This is a genomic window from Streptomyces sp. NPDC029526, from assembly GCF_040637405.1.
Classification (GTDB): domain Bacteria; phylum Actinomycetota; class Actinomycetes; order Streptomycetales; family Streptomycetaceae; genus Streptomyces.
Genome location: NZ_JBEZWE010000001.1, coordinates 116,449 through 135,497, shown reverse-complemented (window position 1 = coordinate 135,497; position 19,049 = coordinate 116,449). Strand labels below are relative to the sequence as shown.

Annotated in this window: 16 protein-coding genes; 8 read left to right on the top strand and 8 right to left on the bottom strand. The window is 71.7% G+C overall.

Annotation, left to right across the window (positions count from 1 at the left end):
- Positions 1 to 15 precede the first annotated feature (15 nt).
- Together AB0F01_RS00655 and AB0F01_RS00650 are read right to left on the bottom strand one after the other, a co-directional pair.
- On the bottom strand, positions 16 to 765 hold the full coding sequence (locus AB0F01_RS00655) for an ABC transporter ATP-binding protein (RefSeq protein WP_362088919.1): 750 nt from the start codon (positions 763 to 765) through the stop codon (positions 16 to 18).
- Positions 762 to 1,277 carry a PadR family transcriptional regulator gene (locus AB0F01_RS00650; RefSeq protein WP_362088918.1) on the bottom strand — a complete coding sequence of 172 codons (516 nt, stop codon included), beginning with the start codon at positions 1,275 to 1,277 and terminating at the stop codon, positions 762 to 764. The genes AB0F01_RS00655 and AB0F01_RS00650 overlap by 4 nt, the downstream gene beginning before the upstream one ends.
- Positions 1,278 to 1,401: 124 nt before the next feature.
- Between AB0F01_RS00650 and AB0F01_RS00645 the strand changes: the two genes are divergently transcribed.
- The 5 genes from AB0F01_RS00645 (at position 1,402) to AB0F01_RS00625 (ending at position 8,088) form a co-directional block, all read left to right on the top strand.
- Positions 1,402 to 2,673, top strand: a complete 1,272-nt coding sequence (locus tag AB0F01_RS00645; protein WP_362088917.1) for an ABC transporter substrate-binding protein — start codon at positions 1,402 to 1,404, stop codon at positions 2,671 to 2,673.
- 204 nt (positions 2,674 to 2,877) lie between these two features.
- On the top strand, positions 2,878 to 4,500 hold the full coding sequence (locus AB0F01_RS00640; RefSeq protein ID WP_362088916.1) for an alpha-amylase family glycosyl hydrolase: 1,623 nt from the start codon (positions 2,878 to 2,880) through the stop codon (positions 4,498 to 4,500).
- 53 nt (positions 4,501 to 4,553) lie between these two features.
- Complete coding sequence (locus AB0F01_RS00635; RefSeq protein WP_362088915.1) at positions 4,554 to 5,882, top strand: ABC transporter substrate-binding protein; 1,329 nt, start codon at positions 4,554 to 4,556, stop codon at positions 5,880 to 5,882.
- Between the two features lie 5 nt (positions 5,883 to 5,887).
- The gene (locus AB0F01_RS00630; protein ID WP_362088914.1) at positions 5,888 to 7,252 is read left to right on the top strand and encodes an ABC transporter permease subunit; all 1,365 of its coding nucleotides are present in this window, start codon (positions 5,888 to 5,890) and stop codon (positions 7,250 to 7,252) included.
- Positions 7,249 to 8,088: a carbohydrate ABC transporter permease gene (locus AB0F01_RS00625; RefSeq protein WP_362088913.1), complete on the top strand. Its 840-nt coding sequence runs from the start codon at positions 7,249 to 7,251 to the stop codon at positions 8,086 to 8,088. The genes AB0F01_RS00630 and AB0F01_RS00625 overlap by 4 nt, the downstream gene beginning before the upstream one ends.
- An 82-nt stretch (positions 8,089 to 8,170) precedes the next feature.
- Here the strand turns inward: AB0F01_RS00625 and pgl are convergent, their stop codons facing one another.
- Genes pgl through tkt form a run of 5 tightly spaced genes read right to left on the bottom strand, consistent with a single transcriptional unit; the run spans position 8,171 to position 14,808 of the window.
- Positions 8,171 to 8,956, bottom strand: coding sequence for a 6-phosphogluconolactonase (gene pgl / locus AB0F01_RS00620; protein ID WP_362088912.1), 786 nt, complete (start codon positions 8,954 to 8,956; stop codon positions 8,171 to 8,173).
- A 7-nt stretch (positions 8,957 to 8,963) separates the two neighbouring features.
- On the bottom strand, positions 8,964 to 10,028 hold the full coding sequence (gene opcA, locus AB0F01_RS00615) for a glucose-6-phosphate dehydrogenase assembly protein OpcA (protein ID WP_362088911.1): 1,065 nt from the start codon (positions 10,026 to 10,028) through the stop codon (positions 8,964 to 8,966).
- Entirely contained in the window at positions 10,025 to 11,548 is a 1,524-nt protein-coding gene (gene zwf / locus AB0F01_RS00610; RefSeq protein ID WP_362088910.1) for a glucose-6-phosphate dehydrogenase, read from the bottom strand. Before zwf ends, opcA begins: the two co-directional genes overlap by 4 nt.
- Before the next feature lie 4 nt (positions 11,549 to 11,552).
- A complete protein-coding gene (gene tal / locus AB0F01_RS00605) occupies positions 11,553 to 12,671 on the bottom strand; it encodes a transaldolase (protein ID WP_362088909.1) in 1,119 nt (372 codons plus the stop codon).
- Between the two features lie 34 nt (positions 12,672 to 12,705).
- Positions 12,706 to 14,808, bottom strand: a complete 2,103-nt coding sequence (tkt, locus tag AB0F01_RS00600; RefSeq protein WP_362088908.1) for a transketolase — start codon at positions 14,806 to 14,808, stop codon at positions 12,706 to 12,708.
- 539 nt (positions 14,809 to 15,347) lie between these two features.
- Between tkt and AB0F01_RS00595 the strand changes: the two genes are divergently transcribed.
- From AB0F01_RS00595 to AB0F01_RS00585, 3 genes are all read left to right on the top strand, one after another.
- On the top strand, positions 15,348 to 16,301 hold the full coding sequence (locus tag AB0F01_RS00595) for a heme o synthase (protein WP_362088907.1): 954 nt from the start codon (positions 15,348 to 15,350) through the stop codon (positions 16,299 to 16,301).
- 97 nt (positions 16,302 to 16,398) lie between these two features.
- Positions 16,399 to 16,743 carry a hypothetical protein gene (locus tag AB0F01_RS00590; protein WP_362088906.1) on the top strand — a complete coding sequence of 115 codons (345 nt, stop codon included), beginning with the start codon at positions 16,399 to 16,401 and terminating at the stop codon, positions 16,741 to 16,743.
- 86 nt (positions 16,744 to 16,829) lie between these two features.
- Entirely contained in the window at positions 16,830 to 17,927 is a 1,098-nt protein-coding gene (locus AB0F01_RS00585; RefSeq protein WP_362088905.1) for an amidohydrolase family protein, read from the top strand.
- 59 nt (positions 17,928 to 17,986) lie between these two features.
- On the opposite strand, the gene AB0F01_RS00580 is transcribed toward AB0F01_RS00585, so the two are convergent.
- Entirely contained in the window at positions 17,987 to 18,982 is a 996-nt protein-coding gene (locus AB0F01_RS00580; RefSeq protein WP_362090156.1) for a COX15/CtaA family protein, read from the bottom strand.
- Between the last annotated feature and the right edge of the window lie 67 nt (positions 18,983 to 19,049).

The window sequence follows — 19,049 nt, the reverse complement described above, 5'->3', positions numbered from 1 at the left end:
TCGGACACCGGCATGTCAGTCCTTGAGCTCCAGCACGCCGGAGATGCCCTTGCCGCGCGGCGCCGGGCCGTCGAGGCGGGCGTCGTCGGCGATCCGGCCGTCGAAGAAGCTGATCACCCGGTCCGCGGCACTCGCCAGCCGCGCGTCGTGGGTGACCATCACGATCGTCTGGCCGCGCTGGTGGAAGCGGGACAGCAGCCGCATCACCTCGCGGGTGCCCTTGCTGTCCAGGCTGCCCGCGGGCTCGTCGGCGAGCAGCAGCGGCGGGTGGTTGACCAGGGCCCGGGCGAGGGCGACCCGCTGCTGCTCGCCGCCGGACAGCTCGCCCGGCATGCTGCGCTCCTTGCCGGTCAGGCCCAGCTCCGCGAGCAGCGCCTCGCGCTCCTCGCGGGCCTTGCGGGGCGGCACCCCGGCGAGCAGGGCGGGCAGTTCCACGTTGTCGGACACGGACAGGTCGGAGACGAGGTTGAAGAACTGGAAGACGATCCCGATGCGCTTGCGGCGCTCCACCGCCCAGCGGGCCTCGCCGTAGCCGTCGGTGCACTCGCCGTCCAGCCAGAGGGTGCCCTCGTCCGGCCGCTGGAGCCCGCCGAGCAGGTGCAGCAGCGTCGACTTGCCCGCGCCGGAGGGGCCGGTGATCGCCACGAACTCGCCGCGGTCCACGGACAGGTCCACGCCCCGCACGGCGTGCGCCGGGGCGCCCTCGCCGTGGTGGGTCTTGACCAGGCGTTCGGCGCGCAGCACGGGAGCGGTGCTCTCGCTCACTCCAGCTCCTCCAGCTCTTCCTGGCACCGTTCGAGCCAGTCGAGGTCGGCCTGCAGGTGTAGCATCGCTCCCTCGATCAGGAGGTGGGCGATGCGGTTGTCCCGGTCTTCCGCGGCGGCCAGCCTCGACAGCTCCCGCATGGTGTTGAGGTACTGCCGCCGCTGCTTGTTGATCAGGGTGACCTGGTCCACGCCACCGGACCGGGGCGCGAGCGCCAGTTTCATGAAGAACTCGTCCCGCACCCGCGGCTCGTCGGCGGTCTCCTCGAACCAGGCGTCCAGTGCCTCTCGCCCGGCGTCGGTGAGGTGGTAGACCTTCTTGTTGGGCCGGCTCGACTGCTCGACGCTCTCGCCCTCGATCAGCCCCGACTTCTCCAGGCGGCCGAGGGTCACGTAGATCTGGCCGACGTTCGGCTGAGGGTACGCGGAGCCCAGCAGTTGCTCAAGGTCCTGCTTGAGCTCGTAGCCGTGCGCCGGGCCGCGCGCGAGCAGCGCCAGGAGGGGCAGCCGCACTCGTGCTCTCCTCCTCCTGTGGGTAATGTGCCGCAGGCCCTAGTATCGCCCATACCTAACCGGTATACATGGCCTCTGACTCCCGGACGAAGGTGACCGGGTGCCGGTGTACAGGGAGGAACCTATGCGGTGGATCCATGCCGCGGGTAGGGGCCTTCTCGTCCTCGTCGTCGTGCTGACCGGCTACGTGGCCTCCGGGGCGCGGGCGGACGAGGGCCCGGGGGACGGCCGCGGCCCGCTCACGCTGGCCACCGCGGGGGACCTCACCGGCTATCTCGGCCCCCTGCTGGAGGGCTGGAACCGCAGGCATCCCGGCGAGCGCGTCACCCTGGTGGAACTGCCCGACTCGGCCGACGAGACGCGCGCCCAGATGATCACCGACCTGCGGTCCCGGGACCGCGGGCGGTTCGACGTGCTCAACATCGACGTGAGCTGGACCTCGGAGTTCGCCGCGGCGGGCTGGATCCGTCCGCTGCCGCGGGAGAGCTTCCCGCTGGACACCTTCCTGCCCCGGGTCGTCGACACGGCCACCTACGACGACCGCCTCTACGCGGTGCCGTACGTCACCAACGCGGGGCTGCTGCTCTACCGCGAGGACGTCCTCGCCGCCGAGGGCGTGGCGCCGCCGCGCACCTGGGCCGACCTGGAGCGGGCCGCGCGCACGCTCGCGCCCAAGCACGGACTGGACGGCTACGCGGGCCAGTTCCTGCCCTACGAGGGCCTGACCGTCAACGCGGCCGAGGCCGTCTACTCGGCGGGCGGCACGATCCTCGGCGACGAGGGCGAGCGGGTCACGGTGAACTCCCGCGCGGCCCGCGAGGGCATCGGCTTCCTCGCCCGCGGGGTCCGCGAGGGCTGGATCCCCGAGGAGGCGCTGGCCTACAAGGAGGAGGAGTCCAAGCAGGCGTTCCAGGACGGACGGCTCCTGTTCCTGCGGAACTGGCCCTACGCCTACGTCGCCGCCTCCGCCTCCGGGTCGAAGGTCGCCGGGAAGGTCGGCGCCGTGCCGCTGCCGGGGCCGGACGGGCCGGGGACCAGTGTGCTCGGCGGCTCCAACCTGGCCGTCAGCAGCACGTCGGCGCACCCGGAGTCCGCCGCACGCCTGATCGCCTACCTCACCAGCGAGTCCGTGCAGCGCCAGGTCCTCACCCGGGGCGCGCTGCCCCCGGTGCGGGCGGATCTGTACGACGACCCGGAGCTGGTCCGGCGGTTCCCCTACCTGCCGACCCTGCGCGAGAGCGTGCTGGCCGCCGCGCCGCGCCCCAAGAGCCCGCACTACGACCAGGTGAGCCTGGTGGTGCAGGCGGTCGTGCACGACGCGATGACCGGGCGGCAGACGCCCGAGGCCGCCGTGCGCCGGCTGGCGGCCGAGCTGGCCGCCGTCTCCTCCCGCTAGCCCCTTCCCGGCCCTCCGCCGCCTCCTCCTAGTTACTTGTTAAGTAACGCGGGCGTCTCGACTGTGCCGGCTATGCCCGACATCATCCCACTTTGTGTAGGTCAACCGCCCGGTAGCTTCCGTGCACTTCATTGACACCGTCCCGACATGCCTACCTAACATGCATGCATAACGAACAGCACTCCTCACAGACAGGTCAATGGGGTGAACAGGCACCACTGGTGGCGTGACGCGGTGATCTATCAGGTGTACGTCCGCAGCTTCCTGGACAGCACCGGTGACGGCATCGGCGATCTCGCCGGCGTCAGGGCGGGACTGCCGTACCTGAAGAAGCTCGGCGTGGACGGGATCTGGCTCAGCCCGTTCTACCCCTCACCGCAGCACGACCACGGCTACGACGTCGCCGACTACTGCGACGTCGACCCCGTCTTCGGCGACCTCGACGAGTTCGACCACCTGGTCGCCACCGCCCGCCGGCTCGGCATCAAGGTGCTGCTCGACATCGTCCCCAACCACTGCTCCAGCGAGCACCCCTGGTTCCGCGAGGCCCTCGCCGCCGCGCCCGGCAGCCCGGAACGCGCCCGCTTCCACTTCGCCGACGGCCGCGGCCCCGACGGCGCCGAGCCGCCCAACAACTGGCACGCCATGTTCGGCGGCCCCGCCTGGACCCGCGTCACCGAGCCGGACGGCCGGCCCGGCCAGTGGTACCTGCACATGTTCACGCCCGAGCAGCCGGACTGGAACTGGCGCGACCCCGAGGTCGCCGAGGAGTTCGACCGCACCCTGCGGTTCTGGCTCGACCGGGGCGTCGACGGCTTCCGCATCGACGTCGCCGCCGGCCTCTTCAAGCACCCGGAACTGCCCGACTCCCCGGACCCGGAGGCCGACGCCCGCACCCGCGACTCCGTCAACCCGCTCGCCTGGAACCAGCCCGAGGTCCACGACGTGTGGCGGCACTGGCGCGCGGTGTGCGAGGAGTACACCGCCCGCGACGGCCGCGAACGCCTCCTGGTCGGCGAGGTCTCCGTGCCCTCCGCCCGCGAGCACGCCCAGTACGTCCGCCCCGACGAACTGCACCAGGCGTTCTTCTTCGACCTGCTGGGCGCCCCCTGGGACGCCGACGCCTTCCGCAAGGTCATATCCGAGGCCATGCAGGACATCGCCGGCACCGGCTCGACCGTCACCTGGGTCCTCAACAACCACGACCAGGTCCGCACCGTCACCCGCTACGGCGAACCCACCCCCGAGAGCAGCGGCCTCGGCCCCGCCCGCGCCCGGGCCGCCGCCCTGCTGATGCTGGCGCTGCCCGGCGCCGCCTACATCTACCAGGGCGAGGAACTGGGTCTGCCCGAGGTCGTCGACCTGCCCGACGACGTGCTCACCGACCCGATCTTCCGCCGCACCGGCAGCCGGGCCCGGATCCGCGACGGCTGCCGCGTCCCGCTGCCCTGGTCGGGCCAGGCCTCCCCGTTCGGCTTCACCTCCGGCACCGAGGCCGCCCGGCCCTGGCTGCCGCAGCCGGACTGGTTCGCCGAGTACGCCACCGACCGCGCCCTCGCCGACACCCGGTCCTTCTGGCACCTCTACCGCGACGGCCTCCAGCTGCGCGCCGCCCTCGACCAGCTCGGCGACGGCCCGCTGCGCTGGCTGGACACCCAGCCCGGCGTCCTCGCCTTCGTCCGCGGCGACGACCTGGTCTGCGCCGTCAACTTCGGCACCGCCCCCGTACCCGCCCCGGTGGACGGCGTCCCGCTGCTCGCCAGCGGACCCTGCCCGCCCGGGGTGCTGCCCGGCTCCACCGCCGCCTGGTGGATCACCGGCACCTGAACCCCCACGCCTGCCGTTCTCCCCTCTCCACGTATCCCGAAGGGACATCAACGATGATGCGACGACGCACCACCCTGATCACCGGATGCACCGCCCTCGTCCTCGCCCTCGGCGCCACCGCCTGCGGCGGCGGCGAGCCCGTCGCGGCCGGCGGCGGCGACAAGTCGCTCGACGGCCAGACCGTGACCGTCGCCGGCGTCTGGTCCGGCAGCGAGCAGCAGAACTTCCAGAAGGTGCTGGACGCCTTCACCGAGAAGACCGGCGCCAAGACGCAGTTCGTGTCCACCGGCGACAACGTCTCCACCGTCGTCGGCAGCAAGATCGAAGGCGGGAACGCCCCCGACGTCGTGATGGTCCCCCAGGTCGGCGTGCTCAAGCAGTTCGCCGAGAAGGGCTGGCTCAAGCCGCTGGACAAGGACGTCCGCTCCACGGTGGAGGACAACTTCGCCCAGGTGTGGCGCGACTACGGCACCGTCGACGACACCCTGTACGGCCTCTACTTCAAGGCCGCCCACAAGTCGACCGTCTGGTACAGCCCCGAGGCCCTCGAACAGGCCGGGGTGAAGGAGCCCAAGACCTTCGACGAGATGCTGGAGAACGGGAAGACGATCTCCGACTCCGGTCTCGCCGCGTTCTCCGTCGCCGGTCAGGACGGCTGGACGCTCACCGACTGGTTCGAGAACGTCTACCTCTCCCAGGCCGGGCCCGAGAAGTACGACGCCCTCGCCGCCCACGAGATCAAGTGGACCGACCCCACCGTGGTCGACGCGCTCACCACCCTCGGCAAGCTGTTCAAGGACAAGCAGCTCATCGCCGGCGGCCAGAAGGGCGCCCTGAACACCGACTTCCCCGGCTCCGTGGAGAAGGTCTTCGGCCCCAAGGCCGAGGCCGCCATGGTCTACGAGGGCGACTTCGTCGCCGGGGTGGCCAAGGACCAGTTCGGCCGGACCATCGGCACCGACGCCAATTTCTTCCCCTTCCCGCCGGTCGGTGACGGCAAGGCGCCCGTGGTCAGCGGCGGCGACGCGGCCGTCGTGCTCAAGGACGGCAAGAACGCCGAGGCGGGCATGGCGCTCATGGAGTACCTGGCCACCCCCGAGGCCGCGGCCGTGTGGGCCGAGGCCGGCGGCTTCCTCTCCCCGAACAAGAAGCTGGACCTCGCCTCCTACGGCGACGACGTCACCCGCGCCACCGCCGAGTCCCTGATCAACGCCGGCGACTCGGTCCGCTTCGACATGTCCGACCAGGCACCCGCGGCCTTCGGCGGCACCAAGGGCGCCGGCGAGTGGAAGATCCTCCAGGACTTCCTGCGCGACCCGGCCGACCCGGCGAAGACCGCCGCCGAGCTCGAGGCCGCCGCGGCCAAGGCCTACGGGAACTGACCGCCGTGACCGCCACCGTGGTGAAAGAGGCGAAGCCTCCGGCACCCGTGCATCCCGACGGCGCGCGCGGCCGGCGCGCGCGCCGCCGGGGGCGGGTCATCGCCCTGCTGTTCGTCCTGCCCGCACTGCTCCTGCTGGGCGCGCTCGTCGTCTACCCCGTGCTGTTCTCCGTCGGCCGCAGCCTGTTCGACGCGTCCGGCTCGCAGTTCGTGGGGGTCGACAACTACACCGAGATGTTCCGCGACCCGACCACCCTCACCGCCGTGCGCAACACGGCGATATGGGTGGTCGTCGCCCCCACCCTGCTCACCGGCCTGGGCCTGATCCTGGCCGTGCTGGTGGAGAAGATCCGCTGGGCCACCGCCTTCAAGCTGCTGCTGTTCATGCCGATGGCGGTGTCCTTCCTGGCGGCCGGCATCATCTTCCGGCTCGCCTACGACGAGGACCCCGACAAGGGCGTCCTCAACGCGGCCGTCGTCGGCGTCCACGACGCCTTCCAGGGCACCTCGTCCTACCCGGACGCCCGCCCCCGCGACGACGAGGGCCTGACCCGGCAGCCGGACGGCTCGTACGCCACCGGCGCCGACGTCTCGCCCGGCGGCACGGCCGCACTCGGCCTGGTCGGCGTCGCCCCCAAGGACCTGCCCGGCGACGCCGAACCCGCCCGCGAGGCGGCGGCCCGCCCGGCCGGCGCCGACGAGGTCAGCGGGGTCGTCTACCTCGACTTCACCCCCGGCGGGGGAGGGGAACCGGGAGTCGTCGACGACCGGGAGAGCGGACTGCCCGGAATGAAGGTCGAGGCGGTCCGGGACGGGAAGACCGTCGCGAGCACCACCACCGCGGCCGACGGATCCTTCCGCTTCACCGGCCTCGAAGGCGGCGGCTACACCCTGAAGCTGCCCGCCGACAACTTCGCGCCGCCCTACGAGGGCATCTCCTGGCTGGGCCCCACCCTCGTCACCCCGGCCATCATCGGCGCCTACCTGTGGATCTGGACCGGCTTCGCCATGGTGCTGATCGGCGCGGGCCTCGCTGCCCTGCCCCGGGACGCGCTGGAGGCGGCCCGGATGGACGGCGCCAACGAGTGGCAGATCTTCCGCAGGATCACCGTCCCGCTGCTCGCGCCGGTGCTCACCGTCGTCTTCGTCACCCTGGTGATCAACGTGATGAAGGTCTTCGACCTGGTCTACATCATCGCCCCGGGCCCGGTGCAGGAGGACGCGACCGTGCTGGCCACCCAGATGTGGCTGGTGTCGTTCGGCGGCGGCAACGACCAGGGGCTGGGCAGCGCCCTCGGCGTGCTCCTGCTGCTGCTCGTCATCCCCGCCATGGTCTTCAACGTCCGACGCTTCCGAAGGAGCCAGCGATGAACGCGATCCGGCGCGGACTGAGCAGCGCCGTGGTGCAGGCCTTCCTGGTCGTCATCGGCCTGGTGTGGATGACCCCGCTGGCCGGGCTGTTCCTGTCCTCGATGCGGTCCGCCGAGGACACCGCCAAGGGCGGCTGGTGGACGGTCTTCACCAGCCCGGGGCAGTTGTCCTTCGACAACTACACGGCGCTGCTGAAGAACTCGGGCATGACCCAGGCGTTCTGGAACACCGTGCTGATCTCGGTGCCGACCACCGTCCTGGTCGTGGTCGTCGCCGCGCTCGCCGGATACGCCTTCGCCTGGCTGGACTTCCCCGGCCGCGAGCCCGTCTTCCTGCTCGTGGTCGCCCTGCTGGTCGTGCCCGTGCAGATCGGTCTGCTGCCGGTCGCCAAACTCTTCGGCCAGCTGGGGCTGTTCGGCACCATCCCCGGAGTCGTGCTGTTCCACGTGGCGTACGGGCTGCCGTTCGCCGTGTTCCTGCTGCGCAACTACTTCGCGGAGATGCCCAAGGAGATGCTGGAGGCCGCCCGGATGGACGGCGGCACCGAATGGCGGATCTTCACCCGCCTGGTGCTGCCGGTGGGCCGCCCGGCCATCGCCAGCCTGGCCATCTTCCAGTTCCTGTGGGTGTGGAACGACATGCTGGTGGCGCTGCTCTTCGCGGACAGCTCCTCGCAGCCGCTGACGGTCGCACTGCAGTCGCAGATCCGTCAGTTCGGCAGCAACATCGACGTGCTGGCGCCGGGCGCGTTCCTGTCGCTGATCGTGCCGGTGGTCGTGTTCTTCGCGTTCCAGCGGCACTTCGTGCAGGGCGTCATGGCCGGCTCGGTCAAGTAGCGCCGCCGCGGCACGCGGAAGGGGCGGTGAGGGTTGCGAACCCTCACCGCCCCTTCCGCGTCCTTATGCGTCCGACGGGCCGCTACTCCGACGCCGTCGGCACCAGCGACCGCGGCACCCGCGCCGCCGCCGCCGCGTCCAGCAGCCACACGGTGCGCTCCCGCCCCCGGGCGCCCGCCGCCGGTGCCTGCACCTCGCCCGTGCCCGACAGGGCGACGGCCGCGGCCTCGGCCTTGTCCTCCCCGGCGGCCAGCAGCCACACCTCGCGGGCCGCCCGGATCGCCGGCAGGGTCAGGGAGACCCGGGTCGGCGGGGGCTTGGGCGCGTCCCGCACCCCCACCACGGTCCGCTCGGTCTCCCGCACCGCGGGCAGCTCCGGGAACAGGGACGCCACATGCGTGTCCGGGCCCACGCCCAGCATCAGGACGTCGAACTCCGGGACCGCGCCGTGTCCCCCGGGGCCCGCGGCCCGCGCCAGCTCCTGCGCGTACGCGGCGGCTGCCGCGTCCACGTCGTCGCCGTGCGGTCCGTCCGAGGCGGGCATGGCGTGCACCCGCTCCGGGTCCAGCGGCACCGCGTCGAGCAGCGCCTCACGGGCCTGGGTGACATTGCGCTCCGGGTCGCCCTCGGGCAGGAACCGCTCGTCCCCCCACCACAGGTCGACCCGTTTCCAGTCCACGGCGTCCCGGGCGGGGGCCGCCGCCAGCGCGGCCAGCAGACCGTTGCCGTTGCGTCCCCCGGTCAGCACGACGGACGCGGAGCCCCGCGCGGACTGTGCGTCCACGACCGCGGTGATCAGCCGGGCCGCCGCGGCCTGCGCCATCAGCTCCTTGTCGCGGTGCACGACCAGCTGGGGTGCCGTACTCATGCCGAACTCATTTCGCCGCCGCCTTCTTCACCGGTGCTTCCTGCGTCGCCCGGTCCGCGGGTGCTTTCGCAGCCGACTCGACCGGAGCGGGGACCGCTGCGCCGCCGTCCCCTTTGTGGGGCCCGTCACCGCCCGGTCCCTGCGCGTCCTTGCCCAGCCGTTCGATGCCGTAGCGCAGCGCCGACGCGTAGGTGTCGTCCGGATCCAGCCGGCGCAGCTCCTCCGCGATCAGCTCCGCGGTGTCCCGGCGCTTGAGCGCCACCGCGCGCTTGGGCTGGCCCTGGATGGACAGCGTCGCCAGCGAGCCGTCCGCCCGGTCCAGCACCACCGGCCCGCAGTCGGTGTCCATGCGGACCGCGGTGAGGCCGGGCCCGCTCGACACCGAGCGCTTCACCGGCACGTCCAGCCGGTCCGCGAGCCACATCGCCAGCAGCTCGCAGCTCGGGTTGAACTCCTCGCCCTCCACCTCGACGTGCTGCACCCGGCAGTCGACCTGGTCCAGCGCCGCGGCCAGCATCGAACGCCACGGCGTGATGCGGGTCCACGACAGGTCCGTGTCGCCGGGGGTGTAGGCGTCGGCGCGGGCGGTGAGCTCCCGCACCGGGTGCTCGCAGGCGTAGGTGTCGGTGACCCGGCGCTGGGCCAGCGCGCCCAGCGGGTCACCGGCCGGGTCGAGCGGGGCGTTGACCGGCCACCACACCACCACCGGGGCGTCCGGCAGCAGCAGCGGCAGCACCACCGACTGGGCGTGGTCCACGACCTCGCCGTACAGCCGGAGCACCACCGTCTCGCCGGTGCCCGCGTCCGCGCCCACCCGCACCTCGGCGTCCAGCCGGGACTGGGTGCGGTCGCGGGGCGAACGGGACACGCGCCGGATGACGACCAGCATCCGCGAGGGGTGCTCGTGCGAGGCGTCGCCCGCCGCCTTCAGCGCGTCGTAGGCGTTCTCCTCGTCCGTCACGATGACCAGGGTGAGGACCATGCCGACGGCCGGGGTGCCGATCGCCCGGCGGCCCTGCACCAGCGCCTTGTTGATCTTGCTGGCCGTGGTGTCCGTGAGGTCTATCTTCATGGCCGGCGCCAGCTCCGTCCGTCTCGCTCGAGCATTTCGTCCGCCTCGACGGGCCCCCACGTGCCGGCCGGGTACTGGGCCGGCCTGCCGTTGGCGTCCCAGAACTCCTCGATCGGGTCGAGGATCTTCCAGGACAGCTCGACCTCCTCCGTGCGCGGGAAGAGGTTGGAGTCGCCGAGCAGGACGTCCAGGATGAGCCGTTCGTACGCCTCCGGGCTGGACTCGGTGAACGACTCGCCGTAGGCGAAGTCCATCGACACGTCCCGGATCTCCATCGACGTGCCCGGCACCTTCGAACCGAACCGCACCGTGACGCCCTCGTCGGGCTGCACCCGGATGACGATCGCGTTCGAGCCCAGCTCCTCGGTGGCCGTCGTGTCGAAGGGGGAGTGCGGGGCGCGCTGGAAGACCACCGCGATCTCGGTGACCCGGCGGCCCAGCCGCTTGCCGGTGCGCAGGTAGAAGGGGACACCCGCCCAGCGGCGGTTGTCGATGCCCAGCTTGATCGCCGCGTAGGTGTCGGTCGTGGAGGAGGCGTCGATGCCGTCCTCCTCCAGGTATCCGACCGCCTTGGCGCCGCCCTGCCAGCCGGCCGCGTACTGCCCGCGCACCGTGTCCCGGCCCAGGTCCTTCGGCAGCCGCACGGCACCCAGCACCTTGGTCTTCTCCGCCGCCAGCGCGTCCGCGCCGAAGGAGGCGGGCTCCTCCATCGCGGTCAGCGCCAGCAGCTGGAGCAGGTGGTTCTGGATGACGTCGCGGGCGGCGCCGATGCCGTCGTAGTAGCCGGCCCGGCCGCCGATGCCGATGTCCTCGGCCATGGTGATCTGCACGTGGTCCACGAACGACCGGTTCCAGATCGGCTCGAACATGGTGTTGGCGAAGCGCAGCGCCAGGATGTTCTGGACGGTCTCCTTGCCCAGGTAGTGGTCGATCCGGAAGACCTGGTCCGGCGCGAACACCTCGTGGACGATCGCGTTCAGTTCCTCGGCCGACTTCAGGTCGTGCCCGAACGGCTTCTCGATGACCGCCCGCCGCCAGGACCCGCCGTTCTGGTCGGCCAGGCCGTGCTTCTTCAGCTGCTGGATGACCACCGGGAAGGAACGCGGCGGCACCGACAGGTAGAACGCGAAGTTGCCGCCCGTGCCCTGGGCCTTGTCCAGCTCCTCGATGGTGGCGCGCAGCCGCTCGAAGGCGTCGTCGTCGTCGAAGGTGCCCTGGACGAAGCGCATCCCCTGGATCAGCTGCTGCCAGACCTCCTCCCGGAAGGGAGTGCGGGCGTGCTCCTTGACCGCGTCGTGGACCTCCTGCGCGAAGTCCTCGTGGGCCCACTCCCGGCGGGCGAAGCCGACCAGCGAGAAGCCCGGCGGCAGCAGGCCCCGGTTGGCCAGGTCGTAGACCGCGGGCATGAGCTTCTTGCGCGACAGGTCGCCCGTGACACCGAAGATGACCAGGCCCGACGGCCCCGCGATGCGCGGGAGCCGCCGGTCCGCTGGGTCACGCAGCGGGTTGCTGCTCGACAACGTGTCAGCCCTCCGAGGGGGCGAGACGCGACAGCTCCGCCTCGGTCGACTTCAGCAGGTCGTTCCAGGACGCCTCGAACTTCTCGACGCCCTCCTCCTCCAGGAGCTGGACGACCTCGTCGTAGGAGATCCCCAGCGCCTCCACCGCGTCCAGGTCGGCGCGGGCCTGCTCGTAGGTGCCGGAGACGGTGTCACCGGTGATCTCGCCGTGGTCCTCGGTGGCGAACAGGGTGGCCTCGGGCATGGTGTTGACCGTGTTCGGCGCGACCAGCTCGGTGACGTACATGGTGTCCTGGTACGCCTTGTCCTTCACCCCGGTGGACGCCCACAGCGGACGCTGCTTGTTGGCGCCCGCCCGCTCCAGCGCGTTCCAGCGGTCGGAGGAGAAGACCTCCTCGTACGCCTGGTAGGCGAGGCGCGCGTTGGCGATGGCGGCCTTGCCGCGCAGCGCCTTGGCCTCGTCGGTGCCCAGGGCGTCGATCCGCTTGTCGATCTCGGTGTCCACGCGGGACACGAAGAACGAGGCCACGGAGTGGATCTCCGACAGGTCCAGGCCGCGCTCCTTGGCCTTCTCCAGGCCGGTCAGGAACGCGTCCATCACCTTGCGGTAGCGCTCCAGGGAGAAGATCAGCGTGACGTTGACGCTGATGCCCAGGCCGATGGTCTCGGCGATCGCCGGGATGCCGGCCTCGGTCGCCGGGATCTTGATCAGGGTGTTGGGGCGGTCCACCAGCCACGCCAGCTGCTTGGCCTCGGCGACCGTCGCCCGGGTGTCGTGCGCCAGGCGCGGGTCGACCTCGATCGAGACCCGGCCGTCCCGGCCGTCGGTGGAGTCGAACACCGGGCGCAGGATGTCGGCGGCGTCCCGGACGTCCGCCGTGGTGATCATGCGGATGGCCTCTTCGACGGTGACCCTGCGGGCGGCGAGGTCGGTGAGCTGCGTGTCGTAGCCGTCGCCCTCGCTGATCGCCTTCTGGAAGATCGTCGGGTTGGTGGTGACGCCCACGACGTGCTGCTGGTCCATCAGCTCGGCGAGGTTGCCGGACGTGATGCGCTTGCGCGACAGGTCGTCCAGCCAGATCGCGACGCCTTCCTCGGAGAGGCGCTTGAGTGCGTCGGTCATGGAATTTCCATCTCCTACGTGTCGTGTATGAGCGTCAGCGCTGAGCAGCGGTGAGCGATTCCCGGGCGGCGGCGGCCACGTTGCCGGCCGTGAAGCCGAACTTCTCGAACAGCACCTTGCCGTCGGCCGACGCACCGAAGTGCTCCAGGGACACGATGCGGCCGGCGTCCCCGACGTACTTGTGCCAGGTGAGACCGATGCCGGCCTCGACCGCGACGCGCGCCCGCACGGACGGCGGAAGGACGCTGTCCCGGTACCCCTGGTCCTGCTCCTCGAACCACTCCACGGACGGCATCGACACCACCCGCGTCGGCACGCCCTCGGCCTGGAGCTGCTCGCGCGCCGCCACGGCCACGTGCACCTCGGAACCGGTGGCGATCAGGACGACCTGCGGCTCGGCGCTCTGCCCGGAGGGCCCCTCGGCCTCGAACATCACGTAGCCGCCGCGGGCCGCGTCCTCGTTCGGCTCGTACGTCGGCACGCCCTGCCGGGTCAGCGCCAGGCCGTGCGGGGCGCCCACGCCGAACTCCTTGGTCCAGCGCCTGAGGATCTCGCGCCAGGCGATCGCGGTCTCGTTGGCGTCCGCGGGGCGCACCACGTTCAGACCGGGGATGGCGCGCAGCGAGGCCAGGTGCTCGACCGGCTGGTGCGTGGGGCCGTCCTCGCCCAGACCGATGGAGTCGTGCGTCCACACGTACGTCACCGGCAGGTGCATCAGGGCGGACAGCCGCACCGCGTTGCGCATGTAGTCGGAGAACACCAGGAAGGTGCCGCCGTAGATGCGGGTGTTGCCGTGCAGCGCGATGCCGTTCATCTGCGCGGCCATGGCGTGCTCGCGGATGCCGAAGTGGATCGTCCGGCCGTAGGGGTCCGCCTCGGGCAGCGGGTTGTCCGCCGGGAGGAACGACGACGTCTTGTCGATCGTGGTGTTGTTGGAGCCCGCCAGGTCGGCCGAGCCGCCCCACAGCTCCGGGATCACCCCGCCGAGCGCCTGCAGCACCTTGCCGGAGGCGGCGCGGGTGGCGACGCCCTTGCCCGGCTCGAACACCGGGATGCTGTCCTCCCAGCCCTTGGGCAGCTCACCGGCGGCGATGCGGTCGAACTCGGCCGCGCGCTCCGGGTTGGCCGAGCGCCACTCCTGGAAGGACTTCTCCCACTCGGCCTTCGCGCGGCTGCCGCGCTCCAGGGCCTTGCGGGTGTGCGCGATGACCTCGTCGGAGACCTCGAAGCTCTGCTCCGGGTCGAAGCCCAGCACGCGCTTGGTGGCCGCGACCTCCTCCTCGCCCAGCGCGGAGCCGTGCGCGGCCTCGGTGTTCTGCGCGTTCGGCGCCGGCCAGGCGATGATCGAGCGCATCGCGATGAAGGACGGCCGGTCGGTGACCTTCTTCGCCTCCTCGATCGCGTCGTACAGCGCGTGCGGGTCCAGGTCGCCGTCCGGCTTGGGGGCCACCCGCTGCACGTGCCAGCCGTACGCCTCGTACCGCTTGCAGGTGTCCTCCGAGACGGCCGTCTCGGTGTCGCCCTCGATGGAGATGTGGTTGTCGTCCCACAGCAGCACCAGGTTGCCCAGCTTCTGGTGACCGGCCATCGAGGACGCCTCGGCGGAGATGCCCTCCTGGAGGCAGCCGTCACCGGCGATGCAGTACACGAAGTGGTCGAAGGGGGACTCGCCCTGCGGCGTCTCGGGGTCGAACAGGCCGCGCTCGTACCGGGCGGCCATCGCCATGCCGACCGCGTTGGCGACACCCTGGCCCAGCGGGCCGGTCGTCGTCTCCACGCCCGTGGTGTGTCCGTACTCCGGGTGGCCCGGGGTCTTCGAGCCCCAGGTGCGGAAGGACTTCAGGTCGTCCAGCTCCAGGCCGAAGCCGGCCAGGTACAGCTGGGTGTAGAGGGTCAGGGACGAGTGGCCGGCGGACAGCACGAAGCGGTCGCGTCCGACCCAGTTCGCGTCGGCCGGGTCGTGGCGCATCACCTTCTGGAAGAGGGTGTAGGCAGCGGGCGCGAGGCTCATCGCCGTACCCGGATGGCCGTTGCCAACCTTCTGTACGGCATCGGCGGCCAGGACGCGGGCGGTGTCCACGGCCCGCTGGTCCAGTTCGGTCCACTCGAGGTCTGTGGTGGTCGGCTTTGTGCTCACCCTGAGTCAGGGCTCCTCTCCACATGATCGGATGCCGGTGATTTCCCACCGGCGTGGTCGAGCCTACCCCCGTAGTACGTGCGATTTTCCGAGCCGTTCCAGACTGCCGGGCCTGCCCGGGATCCGCCTCCCGACCGGGCAACACCCGCATTCGGCAGATGAATACGGAGCCGCTCATCCGGGTGCTCAATCGAGCCCGGATCCGCACTTCGGGGAGCCCTGCACCACCCCGTACGGCGGCACGTCGGGGAGCCCTGCGCCACTCCGTCCGGCGGCACCTGGGGGAGTCGTGTGCCACCCCGTCCGGCGGCACCTCGGGGAGCCCTGCGTCACTCCGTCCGGCGGCACCTGGGGCAGTCGTGTGCCACCCCGTCCGGCGGCACCTCGGGGAGTCGTGCACCACCCCGTCCGGCGGCACCTCCCAACACGAGCCCACCCCCGCGAAGGGCGGGGTCTGGGCAACGTCTACAGTGGCGTGGTACGCGCGGGCCTTTACCGTGGCTTCACACGCCGGGGCTCGCTGGGATGTCTCTGTAGGGGTGTGCGTGACGGCCGTTGAATCCCGTCCACCGGGAGTACTGGGGGCCAGCCAGAGCCCGGCCCGTCGGCCGTTCGGGGCCCGTGTGATGGCGTTCGTGGCCCTCACCAAGCCGCGGATCATCGAGCTGCTCCTGATCACCACCGTCCCGGTGATGTTCCTGGCGCAGCAGGGCGTGCCCGACCTGACGCTGGTGCTGCTCACCTGTGTGGGCGGTTACCTCTCCGCGGGCGGCGCCAACGCGCTCAACATGTACATCGACCGCGACATCGACGCCCTGATGGACCGCACCGCGCAGCGGCCGCTGGTGACCGGCATGGTCAGCCCGCGCGAGTGCCTGGCCTTCGGCATCACCCTGGCGGTCGTCTCGACCCTGCTGTTCGGCCTCACCGTCAACTGGCTGTCGGCCTGGCTCGCCCTCGGCGCGCTCCTCTTCTACGTCGTCGTCTACACGATGATCCTCAAGCGGCGCACCGCGCAGAACATCGTGTGGGGCGGCATCGCCGGCTGCATGCCGGTCCTGATCGGCTGGTCCGCGGTCACCAACTCGCTGTCCTGGGCGCCGGTCGTCCTCTTCCTCGTCATCTTCTTCTGGACGCCGCCGCACTACTGGCCGCTGTCCATGAAGGTGAAGGAGGACTACGCGCGGGTGGGCGTGCCGATGCTGCCGGTCATCGCCGGCAACAAGGCCGTCGCCAAGCAGATCGTCCTCTACAGCTGGGTCATGGTGGGCGTCTCCCTGCTGCTGACCCCGCTCGGCTACACCGGCTGGTTCTACACCGCGGTCGCCCTGGCGGCCGGCGGCTGGTGGCTGTGGGAGGCGCACGCGCTGCTGAACCGGGCCAAGGCCGAGGTGACGGGCGCCAAGCTCAAGGAGATGCGGCTGTTCCACTGGTCCATCACCTACGTCTCCCTGCTGTTCGTCGCGATCGCCGTGGACCCGTTCCTGCGATAGCGGCCGGCTCCCCGGACACTCGGCGGGCGGGGTCAGTGGCCAAGGCCACGGACCCCGCCCGTCGCCGTTTGATCTACCCGTCGGTAGCATCCTGACCATGGCAGACACGCAGCAGGCGGACCCGAAGGCCGCGCAGAAGGCCGCACGCAAGGCGGACCGGATCGCCCAGCAGATCACCAGCTTCGCCAAGCGCCACGGCACGACCGAGGGGCACGTCGCGTACCTGGGCGAACGCGGCGCCCGCATCGTCCTGGTCGCCGAGAACGGCGACTGGGGCGACCTGGTGGCCCCCTCCACCGACATCGCCCGGCAGGCCGTCGAGAAGGCGGGCATCACGGTCCACGAGGAGTTCGACGGCGAGTTCGCCGCCCGGGTGCGGACCGGCCCGTACGAGTGGTCCCGCATGGCGGGCATCCAGGTGGGCGGCCCCAGCAACACCTGAGGGCGCCCTCACCCGTTAGGACGGTAGGAGCGCGGGACCCGACCACGGGTCGGTGGCAAGCGCACGGTCCGTCACGGGGAGCCCGGATGATCGACACGCCGTCCCTGGTGGACCAGTACTGCCACGGCGTGCTGCGCACGGAGCTGGGCCTCGGGACCTTCGAGGCCCAGCTGGCGCGCACCGAGGGCCCGCCCGCCCCGGGCACCACCCTCTTCGACACCCAGACCGGTTTCGCGGTGCGCCGCTGGTGCCCGCCGCTGCTCGGCCTGGAGCCGCACTGCCCGCCCGCCCGGTACCTCGCCCGGCGCCGGGAACTGGGCGTCGCCGAGGCCGGGCGCCGCCTGCTGCGGGGCAGCGGCATCACCACCTACCTGGTCGACACCGGGCTGCCCGGCGACCTCACCGGCCCCGCCGAACTAGCCACCGCCTCGGACGCCGCCGCCCACGAGATCGTGCGCCTGGAACAGCTCGCCGAACAGGTCGCCGACACCTCCGGCACCGTGATGTCCTTCCTCGCCAACCTCGCGGAGTCCGTGCACGGCGCGGCGGCGCACGCGGTCGCCTTCACCTCCGTCGCCGGTCTGCGCCAGGGGACGGCCCTGGTGCCCGAGCCGCCCGGACCGGGGGAGGTGCGGGGCGCGGCGGGCCGCTGGCTGGCCGCCCGCCGTGTGGGCGACGAGCTGGACGACCCGGTGCTGCTGCGGCACCTGCTGTGGATCGCCGTGGCCACGGGCCGGCCGCTGCAACTGCACGCCGGGCTCGGCGCGCCGGGCGCCCGCGTCGACCCGGTGCTGCTGGGCGACTTCGTCCGGACCACCGCCGGCCTGGGCACCGATCTGGTGCTGCTGCACGGCTACCCCTACCACCGGCACGCCGCCCACCTGGCCGGGGTCTTCCCGCACGTCTACGCCGATTCCGGGGCCGCCCTGGTGCGGACGGGCGCGCGGGCGGCGACCGTGCTCGCGGAGATCCTGGAGCTGGCCCCGTTCGGCAAGATCCTCTTCTCCAGCGGCGCCCGTGGACTGCCGGAGCTGCACGTGGTGGGCGCCCGGCTGTTCCGGGAGGCGCTCGGGCGGGTGCTCGGCGCCTGGGTCGCGGAGGGCGCGTGGGCACCGGCGGACGCGGAGCGGGTGGTGGGCCTGCTGGCCGAGGGCAACGCGCGGCGGGTCTACGGCCTCGCCTGACCTCCGGCCTCGCCGACCGTCCCGCGCGGGCCCGGCCCGCCGGGGGAGGTGCGGGCCGGTCAGGCCTTCGTCAGCGCGGCCTCGGCGGACGGGCCCGGCAGACCACCGGTGACCGCCTCCTCCGGGCGTTCCCGCAGGGACAGCAGCAGCCGCACGACCCAGATCCACATCACGCACGAGCCGAACATGTGCAGCCCGACCAGAACCTCCGGCAGGTCGGTGAAGTACTGGACGTAGCCGATGGCCCCCTGCGCCAGCAGGATGACGAACAGCTCCCGGGTGCGGTGCAGCGGCCCCTTCGGCGCGTCGACGGCCTTGAGCACGAACCACAGCGCGAACGTCAGCGTGACCACGATCCACGCCAGGACGGCGTGCAGCTTGCTCACCGTCTCCCAGTCCAGCGGCATCCGCTCGACCTCGCTGGAGTCGCCCGCGTGCGGCCCCGCACCGGTCACCACCGTGCCGACCGCGATCAGCAGCACCGCGGCGGCCACCAGGAACCACACCAGCTGCTGCACGGCCTTGCCGACCAGCGGCCGGGGCGCCCCGTCACCCTCGCGGACCCGCTGCCACATCACCGTGGCCACCGCGATCAGCGCCGACGACAGCATGAAGTGCGCCGCGACCGTGTACGGGTTCAGGCCGACCAGGACCACGATCCCGCCGAGGATCGCGTTGCCCATGACGATCCAGAACTGGGCCCAGCCGAGACGGACCACGCCCCGCCGGTACGGCTTCGTGGAGCGCGCGGCGACGATCGCCCAGCCGACGGCCGCGCAGAGCACGTAGGTCAGCAGCCGGTTGCCGAACTCGATGACGCCGTGCACGCCCATCTCGCGGGTGGCGGCGATGGAGTCGTCGGTGCACTTGGGCCAGGTCGGGCAGCCGAGGCCGGAGCCCGTCAGCCGCACGGCGCCGCCGGTGACCACGATGACCACCGACATGACGAGCGCGGCGAGGGCCGCCCGCCGGACCGTCCGGGGATCCGGGGTCCAGCGCGCGGCGATGAAGGCGAGCGGGTTGCGCAGGGCGCTCGGGGCGTCGGCGCGGGTCACGTTTGGCACGGGTCCATCGTAGGCCGCGGCTTGTGCACGCTTTCACGAGGGTCGGGGGTGCCGGAGC

What these genes read in the sequence shown, in the direction of transcription:
- AB0F01_RS00590 (WP_362088906.1), top strand. Translation starts at nt 16,399, where the DNA reads ATGGCAGACACGCAGCAGGCGGACCCGAAGGCCGCGCAGAAGGCCGCA.
- AB0F01_RS00635 (WP_362088915.1), top strand. Translation starts at nt 4,554, where the DNA reads ATGATGCGACGACGCACCACCCTGATCACCGGATGCACCGCCCTCGTC.
- AB0F01_RS00585 (WP_362088905.1), top strand. Translation starts at nt 16,830, where the DNA reads ATGATCGACACGCCGTCCCTGGTGGACCAGTACTGCCACGGCGTGCTG.
- AB0F01_RS00625 (WP_362088913.1), top strand. Translation starts at nt 7,249, where the DNA reads ATGAACGCGATCCGGCGCGGACTGAGCAGCGCCGTGGTGCAGGCCTTC.
- AB0F01_RS00645 (WP_362088917.1), top strand. Translation starts at nt 1,402, where the DNA reads ATGCGGTGGATCCATGCCGCGGGTAGGGGCCTTCTCGTCCTCGTCGTC.
- opcA (WP_362088911.1), bottom strand. Translation starts at nt 10,028, where the DNA reads ATGAAGATAGACCTCACGGACACCACGGCCAGCAAGATCAACAAGGCG.
- pgl (WP_362088912.1), bottom strand. Translation starts at nt 8,956, where the DNA reads ATGAGTACGGCACCCCAGCTGGTCGTGCACCGCGACAAGGAGCTGATG.
- tal (WP_362088909.1), bottom strand. Translation starts at nt 12,671, where the DNA reads ATGACCGACGCACTCAAGCGCCTCTCCGAGGAAGGCGTCGCGATCTGG.